General features: G+C 60.1%; 14 protein-coding genes and 1 riboswitch. Of the genes, 6 read left to right on the top strand and 8 right to left on the bottom strand.

Annotated elements, in window-relative coordinates:
* Window positions 1–8 precede the first annotated feature (8 nt).
* Window positions 9–57, top strand: a riboswitch (SAM-SAH riboswitch).
* Window positions 58–61: 4 nt separating this feature from the next.
* The gene (gene metK, locus DSM110093_RS11230; protein ID WP_243265145.1) at window positions 62–1,243 is read left to right on the top strand and encodes a methionine adenosyltransferase; all 1,182 of its coding nucleotides are present in this window, start codon (window positions 62–64) and stop codon (window positions 1,241–1,243) included.
* 48 nt (window positions 1,244–1,291) lie between these two features.
* On the opposite strand, the gene DSM110093_RS11225 is transcribed toward metK, so the two are convergent.
* The 4 genes from DSM110093_RS11225 to DSM110093_RS11210 form a co-directional block, all read right to left on the bottom strand.
* Window positions 1,292–1,927, bottom strand: coding sequence for a d(CMP) kinase (locus DSM110093_RS11225; protein ID WP_243265143.1), 636 nt, complete (start codon window positions 1,925–1,927; stop codon window positions 1,292–1,294).
* Window positions 1,924–2,427, bottom strand: coding sequence for a hypothetical protein (locus DSM110093_RS11220; RefSeq protein ID WP_243265142.1), 504 nt, complete (start codon window positions 2,425–2,427; stop codon window positions 1,924–1,926). Before DSM110093_RS11220 ends, DSM110093_RS11225 begins: the two co-directional genes overlap by 4 nt.
* Window positions 2,424–3,776: a 3-phosphoshikimate 1-carboxyvinyltransferase gene (gene aroA / locus DSM110093_RS11215; protein WP_243265141.1), complete on the bottom strand. Its 1,353-nt coding sequence runs from the start codon at window positions 3,774–3,776 to the stop codon at window positions 2,424–2,426. The genes DSM110093_RS11220 and aroA overlap by 4 nt, the downstream gene beginning before the upstream one ends.
* A 95-nt stretch (window positions 3,777–3,871) precedes the next feature.
* Entirely contained in the window at window positions 3,872–4,573 is a 702-nt protein-coding gene (locus DSM110093_RS11210; RefSeq protein WP_243265140.1) for a tRNA (guanine(46)-N(7))-methyltransferase TrmB, read from the bottom strand.
* 128 nt (window positions 4,574–4,701) lie between these two features.
* On the opposite strand from DSM110093_RS11210, the gene DSM110093_RS11205 reads away from it, so the two are divergent.
* The 5 genes from DSM110093_RS11205 (at window position 4,702) to DSM110093_RS11185 (ending at window position 9,196) form a co-directional block, all read left to right on the top strand.
* Window positions 4,702–5,463, top strand: coding sequence for a response regulator (locus DSM110093_RS11205; protein WP_243265139.1), 762 nt, complete (start codon window positions 4,702–4,704; stop codon window positions 5,461–5,463).
* A gap of 479 nt (window positions 5,464–5,942) precedes the next feature.
* Entirely contained in the window at window positions 5,943–7,619 is a 1,677-nt protein-coding gene (gene rpsA / locus DSM110093_RS11200) for a 30S ribosomal protein S1 (protein WP_243265138.1), read from the top strand.
* 285 nt (window positions 7,620–7,904) lie between these two features.
* Window positions 7,905–8,189, top strand: coding sequence for an integration host factor subunit beta (ihfB, locus tag DSM110093_RS11195; RefSeq protein ID WP_067626061.1), 285 nt, complete (start codon window positions 7,905–7,907; stop codon window positions 8,187–8,189).
* Complete coding sequence (locus DSM110093_RS11190) at window positions 8,189–8,539, top strand: lipopolysaccharide assembly protein LapA domain-containing protein (RefSeq protein ID WP_093928559.1); 351 nt, start codon at window positions 8,189–8,191, stop codon at window positions 8,537–8,539. Before ihfB ends, DSM110093_RS11190 begins: the two co-directional genes overlap by 1 nt.
* Before the next feature lie 9 nt (window positions 8,540–8,548).
* Window positions 8,549–9,196 (top strand): phosphoribosylanthranilate isomerase, encoded by a 648-nt coding sequence (locus DSM110093_RS11185; RefSeq protein ID WP_243265137.1) that lies wholly within the window; start codon window positions 8,549–8,551, stop codon window positions 9,194–9,196.
* A gap of 78 nt (window positions 9,197–9,274) precedes the next feature.
* On the opposite strand, the gene DSM110093_RS11180 is transcribed toward DSM110093_RS11185, so the two are convergent.
* The 4 genes from DSM110093_RS11180 to DSM110093_RS11165 are packed head-to-tail and all read right to left on the bottom strand — an operon-like array spanning window position 9,275 to window position 13,988.
* Window positions 9,275–10,771, bottom strand: a complete 1,497-nt coding sequence (locus DSM110093_RS11180; RefSeq protein WP_243265136.1) for a phosphomannomutase/phosphoglucomutase — start codon at window positions 10,769–10,771, stop codon at window positions 9,275–9,277.
* A gap of 25 nt (window positions 10,772–10,796) precedes the next feature.
* On the bottom strand, window positions 10,797–11,630 hold the full coding sequence (kdsA, locus tag DSM110093_RS11175; protein WP_243265135.1) for a 3-deoxy-8-phosphooctulonate synthase: 834 nt from the start codon (window positions 11,628–11,630) through the stop codon (window positions 10,797–10,799).
* Window positions 11,627–13,351, bottom strand: a complete 1,725-nt coding sequence (locus DSM110093_RS11170; RefSeq protein WP_243265134.1) for a capsule biosynthesis protein — start codon at window positions 13,349–13,351, stop codon at window positions 11,627–11,629. The genes kdsA and DSM110093_RS11170 overlap by 4 nt, the downstream gene beginning before the upstream one ends.
* On the bottom strand, window positions 13,329–13,988 hold the full coding sequence (locus tag DSM110093_RS11165) for an ATP-binding cassette domain-containing protein (RefSeq protein WP_243265133.1): 660 nt from the start codon (window positions 13,986–13,988) through the stop codon (window positions 13,329–13,331). Before DSM110093_RS11165 ends, DSM110093_RS11170 begins: the two co-directional genes overlap by 23 nt.
* Window positions 13,989–14,051: the final 63 nt, after the last annotated feature.

Genomic DNA, 14,051 nt, shown 5'->3' with positions numbered 1-14,051 from the left:
CCATTGGCAGAGCATCACAACGGCTTCCTGACGTGGTGCGTAATTTTTATTGGAGCACTACATGTCCCGTCAGAACTACACTTTCACCTCGGAATCCGTTTCCGAGGGGCACCCGGATAAGGTCTGCGACCGAATTTCCGATGCCATCCTCGATGCTTTTATAAGCGAGGAACCCGAAGCACGGGTCGCCGCCGAGACCTTTGCCACCACCAACCGTGTCGTAATCGGAGGTGAGGTCGGTCTGGCCAACAAGACCAAGCTGGACGAATATCTGGCTGGCGTCGAAGACATCGCCCGCGCCTGCATCAAAGACATCGGTTATGAGCAGGACGAGTTCCACCACGCGACATGTGAGATCACCAACCTGCTGCACCCGCAGTCCGCGCATATCGCCCAAGGCGTCGATGCGGCGGACGGCAAGGAAGAGGGCGCAGGCGACCAAGGGATCATGTTCGGTTTCGCCACCGACGAGACGCCCGAACTGATGCCCGCGCCGATCCACTATGCCCATGGCATCCTGCGTCGTCTGGCCGAAGTGCGCAAAGACGGGACCGAGCCCACCCTGCGCCCAGATGCGAAAAGCCAGCTTTCGGTACGTTACGAGAACGGGAAACCCGTTGGCGTAAGCTCTATCGTATTGTCGACCCAGCATGAGAGCGAAAGCCAGACCAGCGCCGATATCCGCGATATCGTCGAGCCCTATATCCGCGAGGTGCTGCCCGAAGGTTGGATCGATGAGGACACGGTCTGGCATGTGAACCCCACCGGCGTTTTCGTCATCGGTGGGCCGGATGGCGATGCGGGCCTTACGGGCCGAAAAATCATCGTCGACACCTATGGCGGCGCGGCTCCTCATGGCGGCGGTGCGTTCTCGGGCAAAGACCCGACCAAAGTCGACCGCTCAGCCGCCTATGTGGCGCGCTATCTGGCAAAGAACGTCGTGGCGGCGGGGATGGCGCATAAATGCACCATCCAGCTAAGCTATGCGATTGGCGTCAGCGAGCCGCTGTCGATCTATTGCGACACCCATGGCACCGGCGATGTGCATGACGCGGCAATTGAAAAAGCGATCCGCCAGATCATCGACCTGACCCCGCGCGGCATCCGCGAGCATCTGCAATTGAACAAGCCGATCTACCAGCGCACGGCGGCTTATGGTCACTTTGGCCGGGCACCAGACGCGGATGGCGGCTTTAGCTGGGAGCGCCGCGATCTGGTCGATCAGCTTAAGGCGGCTGTCTAAAGTTTCTGGGGTGGGCGATTGCGCCCACCCCTAAGTTCTATGGGGTGCTCAGCCGCGCATGGCGCGCTTGGCCTCGACCAGAGCCACCGCAGCGGCCACCGCATCCTCAATCGCCATTTCGGTGGTGTCGATCTGTTTGGCATCATCAGCGGGTTTTAACGGCGCTTGGTCGCGGCTCATGTCGCGCTGGTCGCGCTGCTTGACGTCTTCCAGAACGGTTTCATAGCTGATCTCAACGCCTTTGCCTGAAAGTTCAGCAAAACGCCGCTGTGCGCGGACTTCGGGGCTGGCGGTGATAAAGAGTTTCACCGGCGCATCGGGGCAGATCACCGTGCCAATGTCGCGCCCGTCCAGCACCGCACCGCCCGCGCGGGTGGCAAAACTGCGTTGGAACCGCACGAGGGCGGCCCGCACCGCGGGGATCACCGCCACTTTGCTGGCCTCTTGCGCGACGTCCTGGTCGCGCAGGCTGGGGTCTTCGAGATCCACAGGGGCGAGGGTTTGCGCGGCCTCTTCGGCGTCCATCCCCTTGAGGGTTTTCGCCGCCACCGCCCGGTACAAAAGCCCGGTGTCGAGATGCGCAAAGCCGAAATGCGCCGCGACGGCCTTGGCGACCGTGCCTTTGCCCGCCGCTGCGGGGCCGTCGATGGCGACGGTCATGCCGCTGCTCGTGTTCTTCGTCATTGCAGGTTCCTTTCGTTGCGCGCCCGTAGGCCAAGCAGCAGGGCCGCTCCGAAACAGGCGGCCAGTATTGTCCATTTTACCTGCGTAAACAGGCTGGCGGTCGCGACCGCTTGTTCCGTCAGCCGTTCTGGTCCCAGTTCAATGAGCCGCCCGATCAGCATGTTCTCGGTGTAATCCGCCCCGAGGTAGAGCGCGACGGCTAGCGTCAGCGTCAGCCGAAGCCCGCCCGCCGACCAACGCCGAAACCACAGTAACAGCGCCAGCGCCAAAAGCGCGGGGAAGGCGGTGTCAGCCAGCCGGAACTGTCCGAGGTAAAGTGCGGTCTGCCTCGGACTGAGGGCGGCGAGATAGGCGCGTGCCTCAGCCAGATCATAGCCCCAAAGTCGCCCATCCAAGACCCCCATGCCCGCCGCGCGCAGGTAGACTTCGGAGAAGCCCGCAAGGGCGGCAAAGGCCAGTGCGGTGCAAAGGCTGAGCCAGATGAGCCGGTCGCCTATCACGCAGGCAGCCGTTCGACCTGTGCCCCCAAGGACGCCATCAGCGGCTCGAAAATCGGGAAGGACGTGGCGATCGGCCCGCCGTCATCCACCTGCACCGGGTTTTGCGCGACCATGCCGAGGATCAGGAACGACATGGCGATGCGGTGGTCGAGGTGGCTTTGGCAGGTGGCCCCTCCGGTGATGTTGCCATGGCCCAGCCCTTTGACGGTCCACCAATCCGGCCCGTCTTCGACTTCGACCCCATTGGCGCGCAACCCGCTGGCCATGGCCTCGATCCGGTCGCATTCCTTGACGCGCAGTTCTTTGACGCCGCGCATCACGGTCTCGCCCGCGGCACAGGCCGCGACGACCGAGAGCACGGGGTATTCATCGATCATGCTCGCCGCCCGCGCGGGAGGGACTTCGATGCCATGGAGATTGGGAGAGAATTTCGCGCGCAGGTCGGCCACAGGCTCGCCGCCCTCGGTGCGTTCGTTTTCATAGGTCAGGTCCGCGCCCATCTCGCGCAGAGTGGTGAACAGGCCCGCTCGCGTGGGGTTCAGCCCTATGCCCGGCACCAGCACGTCAGAGCCGGGCACGATCAGCGCGGCGCAAACGGGGAAGGCGGCGGAGGAGGGGTCACGCGGCACGTCAATATGTTGCGGCTTCAACTCCGGCTGGCCAATCAGGGTGATGACGCGGCCCTCGCCCGTGTCCTCAACCGTGATCTCGGCGCCGAAACCTGCCAGCATCCGCTCGGTATGATCGCGGGTGGCTTCGGCCTCGATCACGACGGTCTTGCCGGGGGCATTCAGCCCGGCCAGCAGCACAGCGGATTTGACCTGTGCGGAAGGGACCGGGACCGTATAGCGCACCGGCACAGGCTCAGCCGCGCCCACGAGTGTCATCGGCAAGCGGCCCCCGGCGCGGCCCACGGATTGCGCGCCAAACAGGGCCAGCGGGTCGGTCACCCGCGCCATCGGGCGGCTGTTGAGGCTGGCGTCACCGGTAAAGGTCACAGAGATCGGGGAGGTCGCCATCGCCCCCATCAGCAGGCGCACGCCGGTACCGGAATTGCCACAGTCGATCACATTGTCAGGCTCGGCAAAGCCACCGACGCCGACGCCGTGCACGGAGTAAGAGCCGCCGCCGTGATCAACCACCTCGGCCCCGAAAGCGCGCATGGCTTTGGCGGTGTCGAGCACGTCTTGGCCTTCCAGAAGCCCGGTGATCGTGGTCTCGCCCACGGCCATGGCCCCAAGGATCAGGCTGCGGTGCGAGATGGATTTATCACCGGGCACCTCGGCGGTGCCGCTGAGCGGCCCGCAGGCGCGCGATGACATGGGAATGGGGCTGCCGTGACTGGACATGAGGTACCTCTAATCTGCTTGAGGCCCCTATTATCGTAGGCGAACGGCAGCGTCCATCGCCGCGGGTGCAATGGGTGGCGATCAGGCGGCGTGGTTCAGCGTTTGCGGAAGGTTAGGTAATGCGGGGTACGCCCCTCGCGCAGCGCTTTTTGCTCATAGCGGGTCGAAATCCAATCGTCCCACGGCGCGCGCCAGTCTTCCGGCCCTTCGGCCAGCCAGTCAAACCCGTGCTGCGGCACCTGTTCGAGGGTCTGGCGGACGTAGTCCTCGATATCCGTCGCCACGCGGAAGATCGCACCGGGTTTCAACACGCGGGCCAACGGTTCCAGATGTTCGGGCGTGACAAAGCGGCGGCGGTGGTGGCGGGTTTTTGGCCAAGGGTCGGGGTAGAGCAGAAACGCCCGGTCGATGGAGGCTTCGGGCAGCACGTCAAACATATCGCGCACGTCACCGGGATGGATGGCAAGGTTATCGACGCCCGCGCGCCGGATTTTGCCCAGCAGCATGGCAACACCGTTGATGTAAGGCTCGCAGCCGATGATGCCGACATCGGGGTTTTGCCCCGCCTGATGCACCAGATGCTCACCGCCGCCAAAGCCGATTTCCAGCCAGACCTTGCGCCCGCCAAACAGCGTGTCGAGGTCCAGCGGTGTGCGGTCTGGATTGGTTTCCCAATCAACGGCCCCCGGCGACAAAGCGTCGAGATCCTCGTCAATATAGGTCTTTTGCGACTTCTTTAGGGATTTGCCTTTGAGGCGGCCATAGAAGTTGCGGCGGGGGCGTTCTGTGTCACTCATGGCGGCTCATGTAGCGGCCCCGCTGGCCCTTCGCAACAATCCTCTGCATCGGGGCGATGATTATGGGGCTTAATCAGTTGTTAGCCTTCGTGGGTATAAATCAGGGGGACATAGCAGGGAGGCGTCAAATGAGCGTGGTCAGAAGTGAGGCGGGTAGCGGCGGAACAGCGGACGGCACGGCTGCGTCGGGCGATGCCGCACGTATCCTGATCGTAGATGACGACCGTTTCGACCGGATGCGGATCAAACGGCTCTGCGGCGGGCTTGATTTTTCGACCCTCCTGACAGAGGCAGAGAGCCTTGCCGCCCTTTCACAGCAGTTGGATGAGGGTGAGTTTGATTTGATCGTGCTCGACTATAACCTGCCAGACGGGGATGGGTTGCGCGGGCTAGAGATCATAAGGGCGCATGCACAGAACGGCGATGTCGCGACGGTTATGGTCACTGGAACGGATCAGGCTGATGTGGCGATCGAAGCGCTGCGTGGCGGCTGTAGTGACTATATCGCCAAGGATGAGCTTTCGCAAAACACCCTGCGGCGCTCTGCTTTTAACGCTTTGCAGAAAACGGCACTGCGCTTTGGCATTGCCACCCAAGAACAAAAAAGAACTGAGGTTCAAAGTGTTCTGCGGCGTTTTACCGATGAATGCGCGCAAGAGATCAAGCCGATGGTCAGTGAGATGATGCGCGATCTGCGCAGGCTTGATCGATCCAACCCAGAGTTGATGGAAGAAGAATTGGCTAAAGTTGACTGCACATTCCTGCAGCTGTGGGAGTTTGTGGAAGATTTGGCCAGCTACCAAGGCGGCGAACTGGCCGAGGGTGACCTCACCGATCTTCCGAAACCGACGCCGGGGCTGGGTGCCGGATGGGGTGGAGCGGTTGGATGAACGCTGGTTCTAAGGGGCTCGCTGCGCTGCGCAGCCTTGGGTCACCCGTTCATTGGCTCGGGCCGGGTGCCGTGCAGACGGGGCCCAGCGACGCAGGCGGCCGCGCGCCGTCCATCCTTGGGACTGATTTAAAGCGTCATGCGCCCCCCCCTTGCTTCAACGCCCAAGGTCTTCAACCTTCAAGCAGAAGCCCGCATGCCCCCGCCATGAGCATGCTTGGCCCTTGCAGGAGCGTCTAATTTGTCCTATACGCGCCCTGTCTAAGGGGCGGTTACAGCTTCGGACGCGATATAACGGGCAGGGTCGGTACCAACCGGCCCTCTTTTGTTTGCGTTCGGCTGCGGGTTCACCGCTGTGCCTTTGCTTCGGAGTTTCTCCGGCATAATTTGCACGGTGCCACCACGACGACCAATTGCAACTCCAGACCGGCGGAGACAACCGCGCGGCCAGAAACATTTGATAAGGATACGAAAAGCTACATGACTAAAGCAATGGACGAATTCGAAGCGCTTCTGAACGAAAGCTTCGAAATGGACACGCCCCAAGAGGGCACAGTCGTCAAAGGCAAGGTGATCGCTGTCGAAGCGGGCCAAGCCATCATCGACGTCGGCTACAAAATGGAAGGCCGCGTTGAGCTCAAAGAATTTGCTGATCCCGGCGAATCCCCCAAAATCGAAGTTGGCGACGAAGTCGAAGTTTTCCTTCGCCAAGTCGAAAACGCGCGTGGCGAAGCTGTCATCAGCCGCGAAATGGCGCGCCGTGAGGAAGCCTGGGATCGTCTGGAAAAAGCCTATGCTGCAGAAGAACGTGTCGAAGGCGCGATCTTTGGCCGTGTCAAAGGTGGCTTCACCGTCGACCTCGGCGGCGCAGTTGCGTTCCTGCCCGGTTCGCAGGTCGATGTCCGCCCCGTGCGCGACGCGGGCCCGCTCATGGGTCTCAAGCAGCCGTTCCAAATCCTCAAGATGGACCGCCGTCGTGGCAACATCGTTGTATCGCGCCGTGCGATCCTCGAAGAGTCCCGCGCCGAACAGCGTGCCGAAGTCATTGGCAACCTGACCGAAGGTCAGACCGTCGATGGTGTGGTCAAGAACATCACCGAATACGGTGCGTTTGTTGACCTTGGCGGCGTTGACGGCCTGCTGCACGTCACCGACATGGCATGGCGCCGCGTGAACCACCCCTCTGAGATCCTGTCGATCGGCGAGACCATCAAGGTCCAGGTCATCAAGATTAACAAAGAGACGCACCGCATCAGCCTCGGCATGAAGCAGCTGCAAGAAGATCCGTGGGATCTGGTTGGCGCGAAATACCCGCTGTCCTCCGTGCACAGCGGTCGTGTGACCAACATCACCGATTACGGCGCATTTGTTGAGCTGGAGCCGGGCGTTGAAGGTCTGGTTCACGTGTCCGAAATGTCTTGGACCAAGAAGAACGTGCACCCCGGCAAGATCGTGTCCACTTCGCAAGAAGTCGAAGTCATGGTTCTGGAAATCGACAGCGCCAAGCGTCGTGTTTCCCTTGGTCTCAAGCAGACCATGCGCAACCCATGGGAAGTGTTCGCTGAAACACACCCCGAGGGCACCGAAGTCGAAGGCGAAGTCAAGAACATCACCGAATTCGGTCTGTTCGTTGGCCTGCCCGGCGACATCGACGGCATGGTTCACCTCAGCGACCTCAGCTGGGACCAGCGCGGCGAAGAAGCGATCCAAGACTATCGCAAAGGTGACGTGGTTCAGGCCGTTGTCTCCGAAGTGGACGTCGAGAAAGAGCGCATCTCGCTCTCGATCAAAAACGTTGGCGGTGACAAGTTCGCCGAAGCCGTTGGCGGCGTGAAGCGCGGCTCGATCGTGACAGTGAACGTGACCTCCATCGAAGAAGGTGGCATCGAAGTCGAATACGAAGGCATGAAGAGCTTCATCCGTCGTTCCGACCTCAGCCGTGACCGTGCCGAACAGCGCCCTGAGCGTTTCTCGGTCGGTGACAAGGTCGATGTGCGCATCACCAACGTCGATGCCAAGGCACACCGTCTGGGCGTTTCGATCAAGGCGCGTGAGATCGCAGAAGAGAAAGAGGCGGTACAGCAGTACGGTTCCTCCGACTCCGGCGCGAGCTTGGGCGACATCCTTGGTGCGGCGCTGAAAGGCGACGACGAGTAAGCACATTCCACGTTGAATGTGTGTAGTTAGCGAAGGCCCTGCATGGCGACATGCGGGGCCTTTTGCTTTGCTAATGGGCCGCTCGAATCGGGGCTGCTTTGAGGGGAGGGGGCACCGCGCGGTCGCCTCTCTAGGCGGGTCGTGCTAGGGAACGGCGGAAAAGAGCCGAAAAAACAGAGGTTTCGCCCAGAAAAATCTACTGCGGCATGGGTGGAACACCTTCCCGAGTGAAGCGTTATTTCCTATAGTCGATTAAGACATCAACAAATTCTCGGGGGACGTGCCATGATCCGGTCGGAACTGATCCAGAAGATCGCTGACGACAATCCGCATCTTTATCAACGCGATGTGGAGCGGATCGTAAACACCGTTTTCGATGAGATCACTGGCGCGATGTCGCGCGGGGATCGGGTTGAGCTGCGCGGCTTTGGCGCCTTTTCGGTGAAAAAGCGCGACGCACGCGTTGGCCGTAACCCCCGTACAGGGGAGACGGTGAACGTTGAGGAAAAGCACGTGCCTTTCTTTAAGACCGGCAAGCTGCTCCGCGACCGGCTGAACGGGAAAAGCTAATGCGTTACATTCGTTATGCCTGCATCGCACTCTTTGCGGTGGCGCTGATCTCTGTCGCTTTGGCGAACCGCAACATCGTTACTCTGCAGGTTCTTCCGACCGAAATTTCCGGCTGGTTTGCCGTCAACCCATCGGTGCAGTTGCCGCTGTTTATCGTGATCCTCGGCGGGATCATCGTAGGTCTGTTGGTCGGTTTTGTCTGGGAGTGGATTCGGGAGCACGGCCAGCGTGCGGAGGCGGCCCGTTTGGCCCGCGAACGTCGCCGGTTAGAACGTGAAGTGATCCGCCTCAAGGCTGAGAAGCATGAGGGCAAGGATGAAGTTCTGGCACTTCTCGACGAAGCGGGCTAAACGCTCTCCATGCCTGAGAATATCAACGTAAAAATATGCGGTCTGACCGATCCTGCTGATGTGCCTGCGGCCCTTTTGGCAGGCGCGCGCACGCTTGGGTTTGTCTTTTTTGAAAAGTCCCCGCGCCACCTGTCGTTAGAGGCGGCCGCACATATGGCCGAAGCTGTGCCTGACGGCATCTGCAAAGTTGCGTTGACGGTGAACGCCGATGACGCTGCGCTAGATGCGCTGCTGGCCGCTGTACCCTTTTTGGACATGTTGCAGCTTCACGGCAGCGAAAGTCCCGCGCGGGTGGCTGAGGTCAAGGCGCGCTATGGCTTGCCGGTGATGAAGGCCGTGGGCGTGGCCGATCGTGATGATCTGGCGGCCCTGAATGAATATGTGAGCGTCGCCGACCAGCTGTTGGTCGATGCGAAGCCGGCCATAGATGCGGTGCTGCCGGGCGGAAATGGGTTGGCCTTTGACTGGCGTCTCATTGCGGGCCGCCGTTGGCCGAAGCCGTGGATGCTGGCAGGCGGCCTGAATGCAGCGAATGTGGGGGAGGCAATTGCCCTCACTGGTGCGCGGCAGGTGGATGTTTCTTCCGGCGTCGAAAGCGCACCCGGTGTGAAGGATGCCGAGCTTATTCGCGCTTTCTGCGACGCGGCACTGAAGTAAAGACGGTTACCTACAACAGTAAAAAGGCCCGGAGGCATTGCCCCGGGCCTTTGTCGTTCGATGCGAATGCGTAGAGGATCAGATCGACTGGTCGTAGTCGCCTACACCCGGCTCTGTCCGGATCACGGCGTCGATATCGGCGAAGATCGCCCGCATCTCGGCCTCAGACTCGGGGCTTTCGCAGACCACCACAAGATTCGGTGTGTTGGACGACGCCCGCACCAGACCCCAACCGCCGTTGTCGAGCATGACCCGTGCCCCGTTTACGGTGATGACTTCGGAAATCGCGCGTCCGCCAATTTTTTCGCCAGCTTCGGCTTTGGCGACGAGCTTTTGCACCAGACGGTCGAGGATGTCATACTTCTCGGTGTCTGAGGCATAGGGCGACATGGTAGGCGTGGCCCAAGTCTGGGGCAGGGCGCGGCGCAGGTCGGACATAGACTTGTCCGGATTGCGGTCCATCAGCTTGCAGATTTCAACGGCAACGCGCATGCCGCAGTCATAGCCGCGGCCGATCGGCTCGGCGAGGAAGTAGTGGCCGGATTTCTCAAAGCCCGCCAGCGCGCCCAGTTCTTTGACCCGGCGTTTCATGTGGCTGTGGCCTGTTTTCCAGTAGTCGGCTTTGGCCCCGTGCTTTTGCAGTTCGGGATCCGAGGCGAAGAGGCCAGTGGATTTCACGTCGGCGACAAAGGTGCTGTTGGGGTGCAATTTGGCCAGATCGCGGGCCATGATAACGCCCATCTTGTCGGCAAAGATCTCTTCGCCTTCGTCATCAACCACGCCGCAGCGGTCACCGTCTCCGTCAAAACCAAGCGCGAAGTCGGCGCCAGAGGCACGCACGCTGTCGGCCATGTCGTGTAGCATTTCCATCGCTTCGGGGTTCGGATTGTAATGCGGGAATGTGTAATCTAGCTGATTGTGGCTATCGACCACTTCGACACCCAGGCGGCGGAACAGCTCAGGCGCGAAGGCCGAGGCGGTGCCGTTACCGGTGGCGCAAACGACCTTGAGTTTGCGGGTCATTTTGAAGTCACCCACAAGGTCGTCAAGATAGGCTTCGCGCACACCTTCGATGAACTCATAAGCGCCGCCTGGACGCCGCTCTCCCCGGCCATTCAGAACGATATCGCGCAACTCGGCCATCTCATCCGGGCCATGGGTCAGCGGGCGTTCAAAGCCCATTTTGACGCCTGTCCAACCGTTGGGGTTATGGCTGGCGGTGACCATTGCTACAGCAGGCGCATCAAGGTGGAATTGCGCGAAATAGGCCATAGGCGACAACGCTGGGCCGATGTCTTTGACCGTGATCCCGGCCTGCATCAGGCCGAGCATCAGCGCGTTTTTGATCGACAGGGAGTAATCGCGGTAGTCATTACCAACGGCGATGACCGGCTCAATTCCGCGTGCGTGCATCTGGGTGCCAAGCCCAAGACCAAGCGCGGTGATGCCGGGCAGGTTGATGTCATCGGGGTATTTCCAGCGCGCGTCATACTCTCGGAAACCTGTCGGGGTGATCATCGCATCGCGCAAAAATTCCCAAGTGTTCGGGGTCACGGTGGAGGCCGGTTTGGTCACTGTAAATACTCGCTTTTGTTTAAATTTAGAATGTCAGCGGGTGGCTTTTGGCCAGCGCGTCGAATTGCATCAGCAGGTTGATCAGCCCCGGCATCTGGTCGAGGTAGATCATGTTTGGTCCATCGCTGGGCGCGGTGTCAGGGGCTTCATGCGTTTCCATAAAGATCGCGGCGACGCCGATGGAAGCTGCCGCGCGGGCCATAACTGGGGCAAATTCGCGCTGACCGCCCGAGGAGCCGCCCTTGCCTCCCGGCTGCGCGACCGAATGGGTCGCGTCCATCACCACCGGATAGCCTGTCTGGGCCATCTGGGGCAGGCTGCGCATGTCGGCAACCAGCGTGTTGTAGCCGAAGGTCGTGCCGCGTTCGGTCAGCAAGATGTTCTTGTTGCCGGTGCTTTCGATTTTGTCGACGATGTTTTGCATTTCCCAAGGGGCGAGGAACTGGCCCTTCTTGACGTTCACAGCCTTGCCCGTCTCGCCAGCGGCCAGCAGGATGTCGGTCTGGCGGCAGAGGAAGGCGGGGATTTGTAGCACGTCGACCACTTCGCCAGCTTGGGCGCATTGCGCTTCGTTATGCACATCCGTCAGCACCGGCACGTCATTGGCGCGGGCCACGGATTGCAGTACCTGAAGACCCTTTTCGATACCCAAACCGCGCTTGCCCGAAAGGGAGGTTCGGTTGGCCTTGTCATAGCTCGCTTTGAAGATGAACTGCGCGCCTGCCGCGTTGCAGGCTTCTTTCAGAACGCCCGCGATCATCTGCGCGTGGTCTTCGCTCTCTAACTGGCAGGGGCCAGCGATCACGGTGAGAGGGCGGTCGTTGCCGACTGTCAGATTTCCGATGCGCAGATGTGTCATGAAGTTACCTGTTCTCTTAGAATGGACGCCGTCAGGGACAGCATCAGGTAGATGCCTGCAAAGATAAGGAAAGCCAATATCGTGTTTTCAAACTTGCGGGGGTAGGTGGCCTCATCCGGGGCCACGGGATTGACCGCCACGGTGAGGTAGCGGACCTGCCGCCCAGCCTCTGTTCGGGCTTGATCCATTGCGGTTTGCGCACTTTGTAGCACCATGTCAGCGGCGGCCAAATCTGCCTGTGCAAGCTGTGCTGCGACGGCCTGTTGAGCAAGCGAGTTTTCGCCTTCGTTGGCGGCGGTCATCCGCTCGCGCAGCTTGGTTAACTGTTCGCGCAGGCGGCGGACATCGCCGCGCGCGCCATCGACCTTGGCTTGGTTCGGGCGCTGGTTGTCGAGCAGGGCCGCCAGTTCGAGCTCTTTCTCGATCAACAGGGTCTCATAGCTGGTGATTTGGGTGCGGATCGAAGCGATCATCGCTTCGGGATCGACGTTGTTGTCGATCTGCAATGTAATCAACGCCTCTTGGGCATCACGGCGATTTTGAAGCGCAGTTTCATAACCTTCACGCGCATCGCGCATTCCGTCTTCGCGTTTTTGTTTGCTTAGATCGTTAACCCGCTCTTCGGCATAGGTGAGCAAACGTTTTGAGAACTCTTCCGACAACTGGGGGTCGGCGGCAATAACCTCCATACGGATAACGCCTTCAGTCGGATCGTAGCCGATTTTTACGTTCTTCTTATAGGTTTTATACGCTTCTTCGTTAGTCGGGTCTTCGGTTAGGCGCTGGATGGGGTCAATTTCGGAATCCGCGAAATGGGCGCGGAAATCGGCGTCTTCGTCCAGCCGAAGCATGGCGTCTTTAGATTGCAGATAGGCCTGTGTGGCGATGCTGTCGGCACTGTTGGCAAATTGCGTGGGCAGCAGGCCGCCAAAGGGGCTTGTGCCTCCGCCGCCCTCGTTTTGGATGATCAAGAACTGGCTGTCGGTCGCATACATCGGCGTTGCGATTTTATAAAAGTAGTAGCCCGCTGCGAATGTCGGTAGCATGACGAAAAAGGCGAGCCGCACCAGCAGCATCGCCCCCTTGCGGCGGCGGCGGCGGGTGATGTCGCGCTGGATGTCAGAGATCTCGTGCTGGCGGCGCTCTGCCGGGCTGACATCGGTAGAGGGAAGGCCGCGACCACCCGCAGGCGTGGTTTGAGGCAGTTGTACGCGCGCCGCACCCGGCTGCCCATGTGTGGCAGGCAGGCCTGCCCCGTCTTGATCACCGGATTGCGGCACCACCAGTTCCAGCATGTTGGAGCGTTGGAAAGGGTCAATTCCCTTGGCGCGCAACAGACGCACAGCATCAAAATCCGAAGTGGGTGCCAGCCCGTGTTTCTGCGCCACCCGGCGGGCCATGCGCAGTTGTCGGCCTGTCAGCCCTTCGCGGCGGATCGCGTCGATATCTTGCTCGGCTGACACCTCCCCGGCTGAGGAGACTTCTCCCTCGCGGCTGGTTTCTGGCGGGGTGGCTTTGCCGCTTTTTGCGGCATGTTCCAACGCTTCTTTGCTGTGGGATGGTTTCACATCCGTGGCATCCGCCACGGCGCGCAGCTTAGCGGCTCTTTCTGCGCGCGCGGCATCGGACTGCGCCGTCTCGGCCTTTACGGCAGGGTTGGACGCCGCAGGTGGCGTCGCTTTGCGGATGCGAAATTTTCTAGCCTTGGGTTTCGTAGTCATAGAGCTGTTTCGCTTCTTCCAAGGTGTCGAACATATGCAATTTACCATCCAAAAGGACAGCGGCGGAGCGGGCGAACTTTTCAAGCGTATGGGCTTGATGCGAAACGATGATAATCGTCGTGGTCCGCAGCCGTTCTTTCAGAATATCACCCGCTTTGCGGTTAAACTCCACGTCTGTCGTGCCGGGCATGCCTTCGTCAATCAGATAGATATCAAAATCTAACGCCAACATCAGCGCAAAAGAGAACCGCGCCCGCATCCCCGCAGAATAAGTGCCAATCGGTTGATCGAAATATTCCCCCAGACCGCAAAGCCAGCGGCAAAAACTTTCGACGTAATCGGGATCGAGCCCATAAAGTCGCGCGATATAGCGGGCGTTCTCCATCGCAGAGACTTTGTTGACCACGCCGCCCATAAAACCCAATGGAAACGAGATGTTACAGCTACGTCTAATCTCACCCTCATCAGGTTTTTCAAGCCCGGCCATCATGTTGATTAGGGTGGTTTTGCCCGTGCCATTTGGGGCCAGAATGCCGAGTGAGTGGCCAAGTTTCACGCGAAAAGACACCCGGTCAAGAATGACCTTGTGCTGCGATCCTGTCCAAAAGGACTTGGACACATTTTCAAATTCCAGCATTCCCTGCTCCGGTTGGTGCTGAGCGCGGCCTCTTGGCGCCTCTGGTATCAGAGGTATCTTAAC

This window comes from Sulfitobacter sp. DSM 110093 (assembly GCF_022788715.1).
In the GTDB taxonomy this organism is placed as follows: Bacteria; Pseudomonadota; Alphaproteobacteria; order Rhodobacterales; family Rhodobacteraceae; genus Sulfitobacter.
The sequence above is the reverse complement of the archived record's forward strand: the minus strand, read 5'-3'. Positions and strand labels throughout refer to the sequence as shown.

What these genes read in the sequence shown, in the direction of transcription:
- metK (WP_243265145.1), top strand. Translation starts at nt 62, where the DNA reads ATGTCCCGTCAGAACTACACTTTCACCTCGGAATCCGTTTCCGAGGGG.
- DSM110093_RS11225 (WP_243265143.1), bottom strand. Translation starts at nt 1,927, where the DNA reads ATGACGAAGAACACGAGCAGCGGCATGACCGTCGCCATCGACGGCCCC.
- aroA (WP_243265141.1), bottom strand. Translation starts at nt 3,776, where the DNA reads ATGTCCAGTCACGGCAGCCCCATTCCCATGTCATCGCGCGCCTGCGGG.
- DSM110093_RS11210 (WP_243265140.1), bottom strand. Translation starts at nt 4,573, where the DNA reads ATGAGTGACACAGAACGCCCCCGCCGCAACTTCTATGGCCGCCTCAAA.
- DSM110093_RS11205 (WP_243265139.1), top strand. Translation starts at nt 4,702, where the DNA reads ATGAGCGTGGTCAGAAGTGAGGCGGGTAGCGGCGGAACAGCGGACGGC.
- rpsA (WP_243265138.1), top strand. Translation starts at nt 5,943, where the DNA reads ATGACTAAAGCAATGGACGAATTCGAAGCGCTTCTGAACGAAAGCTTC.
- ihfB (WP_067626061.1), top strand. Translation starts at nt 7,905, where the DNA reads ATGATCCGGTCGGAACTGATCCAGAAGATCGCTGACGACAATCCGCAT.
- DSM110093_RS11190 (WP_093928559.1), top strand. Translation starts at nt 8,189, where the DNA reads ATGCGTTACATTCGTTATGCCTGCATCGCACTCTTTGCGGTGGCGCTG.
- DSM110093_RS11185 (WP_243265137.1), top strand. Translation starts at nt 8,549, where the DNA reads ATGCCTGAGAATATCAACGTAAAAATATGCGGTCTGACCGATCCTGCT.
- kdsA (WP_243265135.1), bottom strand. Translation starts at nt 11,630, where the DNA reads ATGACACATCTGCGCATCGGAAATCTGACAGTCGGCAACGACCGCCCT.
- DSM110093_RS11170 (WP_243265134.1), bottom strand. Translation starts at nt 13,351, where the DNA reads ATGACTACGAAACCCAAGGCTAGAAAATTTCGCATCCGCAAAGCGACG.
- DSM110093_RS11165 (WP_243265133.1), bottom strand. Translation starts at nt 13,988, where the DNA reads ATGCTGGAATTTGAAAATGTGTCCAAGTCCTTTTGGACAGGATCGCAG.